Here is a 12,484-nt window from a genome sequence, read left to right as displayed (position 1 = left end):
ACGCCATGCAGGAAGAACAAATACGTGAAGCGCTGAATGCGCACTGGCATGCGTCGGCGGCCGGCGATCTCGACGCGGAACACGATATTTACGACGACGATGTCATCTGTGACTATCCGCAATCACGCGAACGGATCGTTGGGCGAATTGATTTGCAGGCACTGCGAGGCCATCATCCCGCTAAGCCGTCAGGGTTCGATGTCAGGCGGATTCAAGGGGAGGGCAATCTCTGGATCACGGAATACAGCATCGTCTATACGGGGCAAGCGGCTTACACGGTCAGCATTATGGAATTCCGCAACGGCAAGGTCGTTCACGAGACCCAGTATTTTTCCGAGCCGTTTGAAGCACCGGCCTGGCGCAGTCAATGGGTTCAGCCGATCGGGTGACGTCGCGTTGCGGCGAGATCAGGTTCGCGACGGTTTTGCTTATGCTGCCCGTTCACGACGGCGGCGGCCGCTGCGCTCGAAGACCACCCAACCCACACGAAATAGTCACGCGCGACCTCGCTGCGGCTATGTGTCGCATTACATACCTGGCGATGGATTGATGCGGAGTGTCAGCCTTTCAATCCGACATCGGGACCGCGCTTCATGGCCGGTTTCACGCATCCGCCGGGCGTCCAGCGGGGTGTTCACGACAGCAGGCATTACGCGTTTTCGCCAGGTACATGAGACCCGCTCCAATCTCGTGCCTGAAGCGCGCACACGATGTCACGTCAGTCTTCGGAAATTGTAATTCCGCGGCGCTACCATGCATGTTCGATTGCCTGGTTGCCCTCGGATTTGTGCATCTGGCCCCGCCTGACATGTCATCGGTGGCGGCGATCCAAACGTTAGAAGGGTGACAGTGTCGAGCGCGAAGGACGAACGTCCGACATTCCTCTTACATTCAACCCCCTGTATTTTTCCGCGTGAATACGATCCACATGCCATTTTCTATCGTTTCCATTACAAGGATCGGAGCGCTCGCCGCATCGCTGTGCGGCATGCTGGCCGTGACGAATTGCGCGAATGCCGCTGATAGCGTGATCGTGCTCGATTCCGGTGAAGCGCAACTGACGCTGATCGACGAGGCCACGCACAAAGTCGTCGGCACGGAGCCGACCGGCAAGGAACCCCACCATCTGATGATCACGCCGGACGGGCGCTCTCTGATCGTTGCTGATTCGGTGTCGAACAATCTGATGTTCGTCGACCCGCACAGCGGTAAGTTGCAACGCACCGTGGAGGGCATTGAAGACCCGTACCAACTCGGCTTCTCTCCGGATCACAAATGGTTCGTCACGGCTGCGCTGCGTATGGACCGCGTCGACATCTATCACTACGACGGCACCACCATGGCGCTGGCCAAGCATATCGAACTGTCGAAGACGCCTAGCCACATGACGTTCTCTTCCGACAACCGCACCGTTTTCGTCACGCTGCAGGATTCCGGAGAACTCGCGGCGATTGACCTGCCGACCCAGACAGTGCTGTGGAAAATGCACGTGGGCAATCAGCCCGCGGGTTTGTGGATGGTTCCTGGCGAACACTATCTGCTGGTCGGCATGACCGGCGAAGACGACGTGACCGTGGTGGATTGGCACAAGCAGCAGATCGTCAAGAAGATCCATACGGGCCGTGGTGCCCACAACTTCCGCAACCTCGACGACGGCAAGCATGTCGTGGTCTCCAATCGCGTCGACAGCACCATTAGCGTGATCGACTACACCACGCTCACGAATGCCGGCGATATCACCGGCTTGATGGCCGGCCCCGACGATATGGAACTAACCCCTGACAAGCGCTATCTATGGGTGGGATTCCGCTTCGCGAGGCATGTGGGCGTCATCGATATGACTACCCGCAAGCTGGTTGACACTATTGCGGTGGGCCGCTCGCCGCACGGCATCTTTTTCGACAACCGTGCGCCGGTCGTGTCGCCTAATCCGGACTAGGCCGCGCAAGTCCTTTCAACCGGCCGCGCACTCGCACCTTAAGAACTGGTAAAACACGAGGCTTTTGATGTTTCACGAAATCGTCGCCCAACTCGACAATATGGTGTCCGTGCTGCAGACGCAGCTATATGTCGACGTGGTGCAGCCACTCTTTTATCGCTTCGGCTTGATGGGTTACGACGAAGACACCTATGACGCACTGTACTGGGTGATCATCGGCGTGCTGGAAATCGTCGTGATGTATGTCGCGTTACGGCCGCTTGAAGCGCTGCGTCCCATCGAGCAGTGGCAGGATCGCAAGGCACTGCGCGCGGACGTGATCTACACATGGATCGCCAAGCTCGGCATCATCAACATGGCGTTCTTCTTCCTGTTGCAACCGCTGTTCTTTCACTGGCAGAGCCTGATATCGATCTACGGCATACCGAACATCGATGTCGACAGCCTCTGGCCAGGCGTGACGGATCAGCCGGTCGTGTCGTTCCTGATCTACCTGATCGCGCTCGATTTTGCCGGCTACTGGTATCACCGCTGGCAGCATCGTTTCGGCGTGTGGTGGGAACTGCATGCGGTGCATCACAGCCAGCAGCAGATGTCGCTGTGGGCCGATGACCGCAACCACTTTCTCGACGACATGATCCAGGCGGCGTTCTTCGCGGCGATCTCGCTGTTTATCGGCGTGCAACCGAGCCAGTTCGTGGTGCTGGTCGCGGTCAGCAATTTGATGCAGAGCATTCAGCACGTCAATGCACGCCTGCCGTATGGCTGGCTGCTCGAGCGCATCGTCGTCAGTCCGATCTTTCACCGCCGCCACCACGCGGTAGGCTACGGCCACGAAGGCACGGCTTACGGCTGCAATTTCGGCGTGCTGTTTCCATGGTGGGACATGATGTTCCGCACCGCTTCATGGAACCCCACCGTCGAGGAGACCGGCATTCGCGACCAGCTACCCGCGCCGCAAGGCTCAGGCCGCTCGTATGGCGACGGATTGATCGCGCAGCAGTGGCTCGCGTTTGGCCGGATTGTGAAGCGTCTGCGCGGGCAGAGGGATTACGCGGGTGATGCTGTGCAGTGAGTGAGTTGAGGCTGCGCTTCTTCATTGCAGCAGCCCCAGCGAACGCTGGCCCGCTTGGCTTCGACCTCTTCGGCCAGCCGCTCCTCTTGCGCTTCAGCGTGCAGCCCACGGTACGTCTGCCAGGCCTTGTCGCCGATCGCGAATTGCTCTCGCGCATGCGCTTCGAGGCTCGGAACGTCCGGGCGATCGGGCTGAGGGAACGAAACGGCCTCGACCTGCCGCCGGAACCCGAGGCGTGGCAACTACTCGACGCGCCCGCCTGCCTGACGCAGCCGATCCTCCAACTCGATCTGGCGAAAGCGGGCATCAAGACGATTCTGTGGGCCACGGGGTTCAAGTTCGATTTCAGCTGGCTGGAGGTCGGCGCTTTCGACGAGAACGGCATGCCATTTCATAAGCGCGGCATCTCGGCGGAAACGGGCATCTATTTTCTGGGGCTTCCCGAGCTGACCAATCGCGCATCGTCTTTCATCTACGGATGCTGGCATGATGCAAAATACATTGCCGATCACATCGCCATTCAGCGCAACTACGTTGCGTATGAGAAGCGCTAAGAGGTGCGTTGCGGCGTGCGCCGGTTACACGCTCTTCCTTTTTCGGCGCATCGGAAGTCAATGCGTCATACCCCACTTTGTCAGGTCACACGATGAACAAGCCGTCGAGCAAGGAAATGCTTGCCAAGCTGGTTGGATTTCCGACCGTCAGCCGCGACTCGAATCTTGAGCTTATCGAATTTATCCGGGGCTACCTCGCCGATCTGGGTGTAGCGAGCGAGCTTTTTTATAACGAAGAGCGAACGAAGGCCAATCTCTTCGCGACCATCGGGCCCGCGACGGACGGCGGAATCGTGCTCTCGGGACACACCGATGTCGTGCCGGTGGACGGTCAGGACTGGACAGTTGCGCCTTTTGAAGTCACCGAAAAGGACGGCCGGCTTTATGGACGCGGCACGGCCGACATGAAGGGCTACCTTGCTTCGGTGCTCGCTGCCGTGCCGTCGTTTCTTGAACGTCCGCTGTCGGCGCCGGTCCATCTTGCCTTCTCCTACGATGAGGAGATCGGCTGCGTCGGCGTGCGGCCGCTCCTGACGGAGCTGCGAAAGAGGGGTTTCCGGCCGCGCGTCTGCGTGATCGGCGAGCCCACCGGGATGCAGCCGGTGCTCGGTCATAAAGGAAAGATGGCGGTGCGGTGTTGCGTAAAGGGCTCGGCCTGTCATTCCGCGTATGCACCGTATGGCGTCAACGCCATTCACTACGCAGCGCGCCTGATAGGAAAGCTCGACGAAATCGGAGAAGCGCTTGCGCAGCCGGAGCATCACGATACCCGGTTCGACCCGCCATTCTCGACTCTGCAGGCAGGGGTGATCCGCGGTGGCCGGGCGCTGAACATCGTCCCGTCCGAATGCGATTTCGATTTTGAGGTGCGCGGGGTGCCTGGGTTCGACATCGGCAGTGTTGCAACGCGGCTCGAAGCGTACGCGAGGGAGACGCTGCTGCCGAAAATGCGCGCGGTACAGCCGGACACCGAGATTCGCTTCGAGACCCTCAACGCCTATCCGGGACTCGCGACGGACCCGCAGAGCGATGGCGCCCGACTGATCGCGGCACTAAGCGGCGTCGCGGCGGACACACGTCTGTTTGGCACCGTTGCTTTCGGCACGGAAGGTGGCCTGTACGACGCGGCAGGTATTCCCGCAGTCGTGTGCGGACCAGGTAGCATGGATCAAGGCCACAAGCCGGATGAATTCGTGACGGTGGAGCAACTGAGCCGTTGCGACGCGATGATGGAGAGCCTGGCGAATCATCTCCGAGGCTAGTTCGAAAACGGGACGCCGGGCATCACGTCTGTTCTGGACCTGATGCTTCGGTGATCCTGCCCGATCAGGGCAGAGCGGTATGCGCCGCCATCGCCAATCGCTCGCGACCGGGGTTGGCGCGGGCTAGTCGTCACACTCTTTCATCCGACGCTCAAGCTCGGCAATATCCTTCGAAGCTGCGAGGCGTTCAACACAGCGGGTCGACTGGGCATTTTGCAGCCACTGGTCGAGGCGTTCTAACAGGAGAGCGAAAAGCATACGTACATCCGATTCGGTTGAAGGCTATTTAAGATCTCGCCAGTTAACGGAAAGCTTTGCCGGTGTGCACGCAGAAGCTCTTCTGGCACTACACGATATTTCCTGATCGTAGATGGCGATCCGACGGCGTTTCCTTGAGGTCAGTATGTGAGACCGACGACGCTCATTCAAGCGCGTGGATGCCTCGAAGCATGCCAAACGTACAGCGTTTCAAGCCACCCCCAGCGATTGATTCCGCGTTGGGTGCGCTAGCCGCCGTTCGTCTTGCATTGAGGACTGGCCAACCGGAAGTATCGCCACGCCAGGGCAGTGGCTTACGAATCTATGCAGGCCCGACGTTGTAGTGTCGGCGATGCAGAAAGAGAAAGGTCCCTGACAGGGTTGGCCGGCGCTAATTGTATGCAAAGGGTCGCACTGTGATCCCGGCATTGGCGGCGAATTGTGACCCCGTTCAAATCAACACATCAGCTACGATTTGGACGGGCCAAATCCCCTCAGGGCGCACCAGCGGCAAGCGCCTTTTTTTGTTGTTATCGTTATATCAATCAATATATAGCGATGATTGTCGATGCATTGAACTACGAATCTTGAAAGTGCAAATGATGAACTCGGCTTTTTCGGCGGCTGTTCTACTTCTCTGGGCGGGAACCAGCTATGCACAAAGCAGCGTGACGCTTTACGGCATCATCGATACCGCGGTGATTTATGGGAACAACGAGGGTACGGGGAAACCTGGCGTGGGCCACAGCGGTGTCGAGATGAACAGCGGTGGCATCAGTGGGTCGCGATTTGGCTTTCGGGGAACGGAGGACCTTGGCGATGGCCTTGCCGCTATTTTCGATCTCGAGGACGGCTTCTCCAGCGCCAATGGCAAGCTCAGCAATACGGGCGACATCTTCGGGCGGCAGGCCTATGTCGGCTTGCGTTCGACACGGTATGGGACTGTCACCCTCGGGCGGCGCTACGCTTTCATGTCCGAATGGGTGTCGCCGCTGAGCGCCGAAGGTATTGGATGGGGCGGGAATCTTGCTGATCATCCGTTCGATAACGACGACATGATCCGGCATCAGAGCGTCAACAACTCGATACGATTCGACAGCGTCACTTACAACGGTTTTCAGGCGGGAGGTATGTACGGCTTCTCGAATGAGGCAGGCCAATTTTCCAACAATCGGGTGTATAGCTTTGGTACCCGGTACGCGAATGGCCCGGTGTCGTTGGCGGCCGCCTTTGAGCAGGTCGATCGCTCTGCCAGTTCTACCGACGTGAACACGAACGGCGCCGAGAGTAGCGACGATTCCGTGATTAACGGCGGTCGGGAACAGATCTGGGGAGTCGGAGGAAAGTACAGTTTTGGGGCCTCGTCTGTGGGCTTCGTATGGACGCATTCGGCCTTTAATAATGTCACCAGCGCGTACGGCGAAGGTGCTGCGTTTCCCAGTGGCAATGGCAACAATCTCCGGTTCGACAACTTCGAAATCAATGGCCGGTACTTTGTCACGCATGCGTTGAGCCTTGGTGCGTCGTACACGCTGACCGATGGACATTTCGACTCAGGAACCGTGCATCTCGATCCAAAATGGCACGAGGCCATCGCTCAGGCCGACTATTCCTTTAGCCGACGCACCGACGTCTATCTGGAAAGCCTCTACCAGGTCGTCACCGGGGGCGGTGGCATGCCGCTATTTAACGCGTCGATGTTCAACGTGCCGCCGTCCGCCAACAATCGGCAGTTGTTGCTCGTCGTGGGGATGCGGCACCGATTCTGACATTGCGGGCGCAATGCCCGTCGTCGCGCCTGAAAAGCAGGGCTCGCCCCAGCGCCGACGCTTGCTGCGCGGACCTCCTCACCCCTTGAGGTATCCGTTCGTATAGGCGGACTATGTCCACGTAGGGCCGCGGCAACCGTTCGTAGAATAGTTTTCCGAGAACCATCCGTCTATCTTGATTCCATCGACCTGGCGATTTCGTTTGAATCTCGGCCATGTCAAACGCTCTGCATAACCGGGTTTATATCGGTAGCAACGCATTCGGCGAGTACACGTTCGTCCGCTGGTTGAATAAGAACGTGTATTACCGGGCCGTTGAACCCGGCAGCATCTGTATCCATTTCCATGGAGAGTCACGATGAGAACGAACTCAAGAGATTTGCTCGAGCCGGGCCGAGACAATACGAGGCTCGCAGAACCGCGGAGGACGGGCGCGAACATCATCGCCGTCGACTTTGCTGATCAACACGAGGGCTGCTGACATGAACGCACTCGAAAAGTGGCACAAGCGACCGCTGCAGGTCCGTGTGCTGGATCGCTGCAATGAATGCGGCGAGTTGAAGGAGGGCGTTCGGAAGCAGGTAAGCCTTTGGCCGAAGATGACCGCCGTCTGCTGCGCGGAGTGCTTCGCCGACATGACCGCGGAATGCAGCGGATTTGCGGTCTGCCAGTGGCCAATGACGACTGCAACGAGATCAGGCCGTTCATCTCCTCAGAAAGACTGAGTTCCGCATGAATGCCCTGAAATAGGGGAGTACATCAATGCGGCAGACCACACGGTGACGATAGAGGACGGTACCTGATGAAATTCCTGTTGCGGAGCACGAGGATGATGATGAACATGAGATACCCCCGCTTCACCGCCATCGAGTTGGGGGTCCTCGCCATCTCCGTCATCATCGCAGTCGTAATACAGATGTGAGTGACCCGCCCGCCGATTGCGAGAAGACTCCCGACCCACCCGGGCGCCGTGCATCCGTATCCCGCGGAGATGGCCAGGCCGCGTAAAGCCCAGGCCAAGTACGCTTTGCACGACCGGAGCGATTGCGCGGAAACGCCGGTTACCGCGCCGAGAACGTTGGCCAGATACGTATAGACGGCGAACATGCCGCCGAATCCGATCGCACCGATGCCGAGTGTTGCCATCAGCGCCGCGGCGCCGAAATAGGCGCCGTGAGGAAGCCCGCTGAGAAACCGGAAGACCAGCATCCAGTGGTAAGTGGGCGCGAGGCCGCTCATCCCGTTTGCCAGCGCGAACATGCCCATCAGGATGGTCAATAAGGTGCGCCGGGCAACCGGCGCCGCCACTAGCGCAATGACCGGCGCGCCCACGACAACGCCCAGCGCGTAGGCGCCGATCACATGACCCGCCGTAGGCGCGTCGATTCCAAGGTCTCGCGCGAACATCGGCAACAGGCTCATCGTTGCGAACTCGGCCGAAGCGCGTGACGTTCATGGCTTGAGCAGCACGCGATGCTGCGCGCCGTTGAACACGATCCGATAGGCGTCTGCTGCCTTGTCGAGCGAGAAAACGTGGTCGTCGACGATCGGGAACGGCTTGAGCGCGCCGCTTTCGAACGAACCGGCCAGCCGCGCGCCGGTCGTTCGTTGACGCGGCGCTGACATCTGCAGACTTTCCACCCGCTCACTCAACATGCAACCCGTACATGACCCCGTTTCGGCGGTCGTCATGCACGCGAACCAGTCAAATATCGACTCCGTGCAGTCAATCGGGAATCTCCGGCTCGACCAGTTTAGCCAGCTGCGCAAGCGACTCCTGCCAGCCGAGGTAGCACATCTCCACAGGAATGACCTCGGGCACGCCCGCCTGCGTGATGGTGACCTCGGTCCCGCAGACCACTTTCCGCAATGAAACGGTGACCTGCATCTCGCCAGGCAGGTTGGTATCGTCGAATCGGTCCGTGTAGCGGATTGTCTCGAACGGCACCAGTTCGACATACTCGCCACCGAACGAGTGGCTGTTGCCGGTGGTGAAATTGCGGAACGACATCTTGTGAGTGCCGCCCACGCGGGCATCCAGATGATGGACCTGGCAGGTGAAGCCATAGGGCGGCAGCCACTTCGCTATCGCATCGGGTTCGAGGAAGGCCCGATAGATGCGTTCGGGCGTCGCGCGCAAGACGCGATGAAGATTGACGGTTCCGGTAGTCATGGTGTGTTCGCCTTTCACCTGGAGAAGTTGGACATACTCCTACGACGATTCGATGATCCGGATATCGACATCGATTGAGATCAGGAAAAACCCTGAGCAGGCGGTGGTCGATCATCTGTCCAGAGTGAGGACCGGAACTGGCGCCCTCCCAGCCGTTCGGGCCGCCCGGAGGGAGGGCCATTTACCGCTTAGAACGTATAAGTCAGCTTCCCAAACGCCGTACGTCCCAACGTGTTGTACCCGTATGCAGTGACGTACTGCCGGTTGAACAGATTCGACAGATTGGCCGACACGGTGAGATGCGAATTGACCTTATAAGCAGCACGCAAAGCAACCGTTGTGTACGACGGCAGATAGATCGAGTTGAGCTGATCGTCGAAGGTTGATCCGCCATAAAGCAGCGAGACGCCGGTGCTGAGCGCGTGAAGATGGAACTCGTCCCACGTGTGATCGACGCTCAGACTGACCGTCTGGCGCGGACGGCGGTTAAGCCACGTCTGGTCGGTCACGTCCTGCGGATTCAGCAGCCCGATCGCGAGACTGACGGGCGTCGATTTACCGAGCGTGCCCTTGTACGACAGATCGATACCCTGGATGTGCGCGCGTCCGATATTCACGGGCAGAAACGTCGCGGAGTTGTACGAGATGAGGTCATGGACACGCGTGTCATAAACGGCGGCCGTGAAAGTGCCGAACGAAGTCGCTGCGTCCAGCGCCGCTTCGATCGAGTCGCTGCGCTCGGGCAACAGGTTCGGATTCCCAAAGCCCGGGTAGTAGAGGTCGTTGAAGGTCGGCAGACGGAATGCATTGCCGTACGAAACGCGCGCCGTATAAACCGGTGTGATCGCATAGGCCACGGCGACATTGCCGGTATTGACCGGCCGTCCCTGAATGATCTCGTGACGGCCCGCAAGGAACACGGTCAGTGCACCGAGCGTGGTCGACTGATGGAGCGACACCGCTGAATCGTTGCGCGTCGGCACGCCCTGCGGGATATCGACCGGCAGGAAAGCTTGCTCGCGGCTGAAGTCGTAGGCGAGCTTCGTCTCTCCGGATAGCGGCAGACCGAACAGCGTCGCCCCCTTTTCCTGATGGGTCAACGAAGTCGACGTGCTGAAACGCGTCGAGTCGATCTCATCGGTCGGAATGGCGGGGTCGTCGGCGTAGAGGAACTGGCGGTCCGTGGCATAGCCCACCGACTGGTCGAACTGGCTGGTCGGCGTGATGTCCCAGTGAAACGCGAGGCCCGTTGTCAACTGATGATCGAGCTGCCGGTCGGCGCTACCGGCACTGTCGTATGAGAGATCTGACTTGTGGTACAGGGCGAACGTGGAGAGCGACCAGTTGCCGCGCGTATAGCCGAGGCGTGCATCCACGTCCTGCGCGTGGTACGGGTTGCGGCCATCCTCGTGACCCAACGCATACGGCTGGGTCGCATCGATCCCCGCGGTGTTGTAGTCGTGCAGGCCGAGCGAGTAGGTCAGCCCGGACAATCCCGAGAGCGGACCCGAAGAAGGAATCGTGCCCGAGGTCCGGATTTGCGTGTCGAAGGTCTTGTTCGAACCGCCGCCCGTGGAGATCGCGGTCCGGTTCGGCTGATTGGACGCATGGTTGGTGAACAACTGCACCACGCCGCCCATCGCCGCCGCACCGAACGACGCGGCCGCCGGCCCTGAGATGACTTCGACACGGTCGAACGCGGAGGTTGGGAGATCCGCCCACGCGGCCTGGCCGGTGGTGACGGAGCCGACCCGGATGCCGTCGATAAACACGGCGACCTGACTGCCGGATGAACCCCGGATGCTGACCGAGGCAAACGAACCCGGGCCGCCGTTTTGCGAAACGGTGACGCCAGGCAACGTGGCGAGGGCTTGCGTGATACTCGGGTCGGCCGGAGACAGACGCTCGAGATCGGCGCGTGTCAGGACCTGGGTCGTGGCGTAGCGTTGGTCGAACGATTGCGGCAGATGTTGCGTGTCGCCGGTGACGACGATATTCGGCAGCGTGGTTTCAGCTGGCGCTTGCGCGGCTGCTGGCAACGACGCGTCGTCCGCGGCCTGTGCAGCTTGCGACGCGCAGACTGACAACACGGCGAGAACGCCATACATGCCGACGACGCGTCGGCGCAAGGTCCCTTGCGGGGAACCGGTTTGAACTGCAGTGGACATTAAAGATCCTGAGGCGTGGGCTGTCGTTGCAACGGGCACCGCAAAGGCGGTGCTTGCGCATCGGGACACCCCGCCCGGTGCGGCTGCGCAGACCTCGGCTTGATGGCAGGTCTCCTGGCTCGCGGGTCAACGTCGCGTGCCGACCTTCCCGGGGCTCCAGTGGTCATGAATGGCACGGACTCGCCGCTTACAGTTGCGGGGGCAGCCGCAGACTCGGAGCATGGCTGCTCGTACTGCGTTCCCTTTTGATCCCGAGTGACGGGAACCATCAAGGCGGAAGGGTAGCTGGGCGTGATGGTTGCCGTCAATTATCCAGACCTTGGCGACGGCGTACGCGCCTCAGACGGAAGCGCGCAGTGTCCTCGCAGCCGCCACCATGTTGGTCAGCGCCGGAATGACTTCTTCCCACTGCCGCGTCTTCAGACCGCAGTCCGGATTCACCCACAGGCGCTGCGCCGGAATGCGCTCGGCGGCCTTCTTCATCAGTTGCACGATGTGCTCCTGCGTGGGGATGTTCGGCGAGTGGATGTCGTACACGCCCGGGCCGATTTCGTTCGGATAGTTGAAGGTGTCGAACGCGTCCAGCAACTCCATGTCCGAGCGCGAGGTCTCGATCGTGATCACGTCGGCGTCCATGTCGGCGATCGACGCGATGATGTCGTTGAACTCCGAATAGCGCATATGCGTGTGGATCTGCGTCTCGTCTTCCACACCGTTCGCCGTGATGCGGAAAGATTGCACCGCCCAGTCGAGGTATTCCTTCCACTGCGCCTTACGCAGCGGCAAGCCCTCGCGCAAGGCGGCCTCGTCGATCTGGATCACGCGCACGCCGGCCTTCTCGAGGTCCAGCACTTCTTCGCGGATCGCCAGTGCCAACTGGTAGCACGAGACCGAACGCGGCTGGTCGTCGCGCACGAACGAGGCGTCGCCGCGCTGCCGCGCTGGCTGGTGGAAGAGTATGCCGGCAAGATGAACATCGTTCCGGTGCGGCTCGGGCGAAAGGGGATCGCCAAGCAGATTTTTTTGGGCGCGCGCGAGACGGACACCGAAATTGACTACCTGAAGGCGTTCGTCGATCTGGCGCGCAAGCCGGCGGAAGTCCTGGTCGAAACGTAGCTTCTGCGCGCATGGAGGCTGGGCCGAACCTCGCCCGCTGTCCGCAAATCTCATGGTGCGCCCCCATTGACAAGCGATGGCTTCGTCTTGTCAAATGCGTCAACTTAAACGTTTAAGTCCGGCTCTAAACGATTAAGTCCTTTCATTTCCCAGACTGGCTCAGGCGATAT

Annotated in this window: 11 protein-coding genes, 3 pseudogenes and 1 riboswitch; of the genes and pseudogenes, 8 read left to right on the top strand and 6 right to left on the bottom strand. The window is 59.9% G+C overall.

Features of this window, described 5'->3' with window-relative positions; genetic code table 11:
• The first annotated feature begins 5 nt into the window (after positions 1-5).
• The 3 genes from QOC89_RS28055 (at position 6) to QOC89_RS28045 (ending at position 3,014) form a co-directional block, all read left to right on the top strand.
• Positions 6-389, top strand: a complete 384-nt coding sequence (locus tag QOC89_RS28055) for a nuclear transport factor 2 family protein (RefSeq protein ID WP_323048008.1) — start codon at positions 6-8, stop codon at positions 387-389.
• Positions 390-988: 599 nt separating this feature from the next.
• Entirely contained in the window at positions 989-1,939 is a 951-nt protein-coding gene (locus QOC89_RS28050; RefSeq protein WP_323048035.1) for a beta-propeller fold lactonase family protein, read from the top strand.
• Positions 1,940-2,006: 67 nt separating this feature from the next.
• Positions 2,007-3,014 (top strand): sterol desaturase family protein, encoded by a 1,008-nt coding sequence (locus QOC89_RS28045; protein ID WP_323048007.1) that lies wholly within the window; start codon positions 2,007-2,009, stop codon positions 3,012-3,014.
• On the opposite strand, the gene QOC89_RS28040 is transcribed toward QOC89_RS28045, so the two are convergent.
• A complete protein-coding gene (locus tag QOC89_RS28040; protein ID WP_323048006.1) occupies positions 2,990-3,256 on the bottom strand; it encodes a Tar ligand binding domain-containing protein in 267 nt (88 codons plus the stop codon). The genes QOC89_RS28045 and QOC89_RS28040 overlap by 25 nt on opposite strands.
• Between QOC89_RS28040 and QOC89_RS28035 the strand changes: the two are divergent.
• From QOC89_RS28035 to QOC89_RS28020, 4 genes and pseudogenes are all read left to right on the top strand, one after another.
• A pseudogene (locus QOC89_RS28035) lies at positions 3,212-3,568 on the top strand (FAD-dependent oxidoreductase); the annotation flags it as partial. The gene QOC89_RS28040 and the pseudogene QOC89_RS28035 overlap by 45 nt on opposite strands.
• Before the next feature lie 92 nt (positions 3,569-3,660).
• Positions 3,661-4,830 (top strand): acetylornithine deacetylase, encoded by a 1,170-nt coding sequence (argE, locus tag QOC89_RS28030; protein ID WP_323048005.1) that lies wholly within the window; start codon positions 3,661-3,663, stop codon positions 4,828-4,830.
• Positions 4,831-5,681: 851 nt separating this feature from the next.
• Positions 5,682-6,857: a porin gene (locus QOC89_RS28025; protein ID WP_323048034.1), complete on the top strand. Its 1,176-nt coding sequence runs from the start codon at positions 5,682-5,684 to the stop codon at positions 6,855-6,857.
• A gap of 482 nt (positions 6,858-7,339) precedes the next feature.
• Entirely contained in the window at positions 7,340-7,582 is a 243-nt protein-coding gene (locus QOC89_RS28020; protein WP_323048004.1) for a hypothetical protein, read from the top strand.
• A 34-nt stretch (positions 7,583-7,616) separates the two neighbouring features.
• On the opposite strand, the gene QOC89_RS28015 is transcribed toward QOC89_RS28020, so the two are convergent.
• The 5 genes and pseudogenes from QOC89_RS28015 to QOC89_RS27995 form a co-directional block, all read right to left on the bottom strand.
• The gene (locus QOC89_RS28015) at positions 7,617-8,264 is read right to left on the bottom strand and encodes an MFS transporter (protein WP_416340489.1); all 648 of its coding nucleotides are present in this window, start codon (positions 8,262-8,264) and stop codon (positions 7,617-7,619) included.
• 45 nt (positions 8,265-8,309) lie between these two features.
• Positions 8,310-8,549: a hypothetical protein gene (locus QOC89_RS28010; protein ID WP_323048003.1), complete on the bottom strand. Its 240-nt coding sequence runs from the start codon at positions 8,547-8,549 to the stop codon at positions 8,310-8,312.
• 34 nt (positions 8,550-8,583) lie between these two features.
• The gene (locus tag QOC89_RS28005; RefSeq protein WP_323048002.1) at positions 8,584-9,030 is read right to left on the bottom strand and encodes an SRPBCC family protein; all 447 of its coding nucleotides are present in this window, start codon (positions 9,028-9,030) and stop codon (positions 8,584-8,586) included.
• A 188-nt stretch (positions 9,031-9,218) separates the two neighbouring features.
• Positions 9,219-11,138: a TonB-dependent receptor domain-containing protein gene (locus QOC89_RS28000; RefSeq protein WP_416340488.1), complete on the bottom strand. Its 1,920-nt coding sequence runs from the start codon at positions 11,136-11,138 to the stop codon at positions 9,219-9,221.
• Between the two features lie 146 nt (positions 11,139-11,284).
• A riboswitch (cobalamin riboswitch) is annotated at positions 11,285-11,483 on the bottom strand.
• Positions 11,484-11,537: 54 nt separating this feature from the next.
• Positions 11,538-12,119: pseudogene (locus QOC89_RS27995) on the bottom strand (5-methyltetrahydropteroyltriglutamate--homocysteine S-methyltransferase); the annotation flags it as partial.
• Here QOC89_RS27995 and QOC89_RS27990 point away from each other — a divergent pair.
• A pseudogene (locus tag QOC89_RS27990) lies at positions 12,102-12,314 on the top strand (hypothetical protein); the annotation flags it as partial. The pseudogenes QOC89_RS27995 and QOC89_RS27990 overlap by 18 nt on opposite strands.
• Between the last annotated feature and the right edge of the window lie 170 nt (positions 12,315-12,484).

It is taken from the genome of Paraburkholderia sp. (assembly GCF_034668105.1).
Classification (GTDB): domain Bacteria; phylum Pseudomonadota; class Gammaproteobacteria; order Burkholderiales; family Burkholderiaceae; genus Paraburkholderia.
Note: the sequence above shows the minus strand (reverse complement) of the source record. Positions and strands in the feature narration are given on the sequence as shown.

Excerpts from the sequence above, each read along its gene's own strand:
- QOC89_RS28055 (WP_323048008.1), top strand. The coding sequence starts at position 6 with ATGCAGGAAGAACAAATACGTGAAGCGCTGAATGCGCACTGGCATGCG.
- QOC89_RS28050 (WP_323048035.1), top strand. The coding sequence starts at position 989 with ATGCTGGCCGTGACGAATTGCGCGAATGCCGCTGATAGCGTGATCGTG.
- QOC89_RS28045 (WP_323048007.1), top strand. The coding sequence starts at position 2,007 with ATGTTTCACGAAATCGTCGCCCAACTCGACAATATGGTGTCCGTGCTG.
- argE (WP_323048005.1), top strand. The coding sequence starts at position 3,661 with ATGAACAAGCCGTCGAGCAAGGAAATGCTTGCCAAGCTGGTTGGATTT.
- QOC89_RS28020 (WP_323048004.1), top strand. The coding sequence starts at position 7,340 with ATGAACGCACTCGAAAAGTGGCACAAGCGACCGCTGCAGGTCCGTGTG.
- QOC89_RS28015 (WP_416340489.1), bottom strand. The coding sequence starts at position 8,264 with ATGTTCGCGCGAGACCTTGGAATCGACGCGCCTACGGCGGGTCATGTG.
- QOC89_RS28010 (WP_323048003.1), bottom strand. The coding sequence starts at position 8,549 with ATGACGACCGCCGAAACGGGGTCATGTACGGGTTGCATGTTGAGTGAG.
- QOC89_RS28005 (WP_323048002.1), bottom strand. The coding sequence starts at position 9,030 with ATGACTACCGGAACCGTCAATCTTCATCGCGTCTTGCGCGCGACGCCC.
- QOC89_RS28000 (WP_416340488.1), bottom strand. The coding sequence starts at position 11,138 with ATGTATGGCGTTCTCGCCGTGTTGTCAGTCTGCGCGTCGCAAGCTGCA.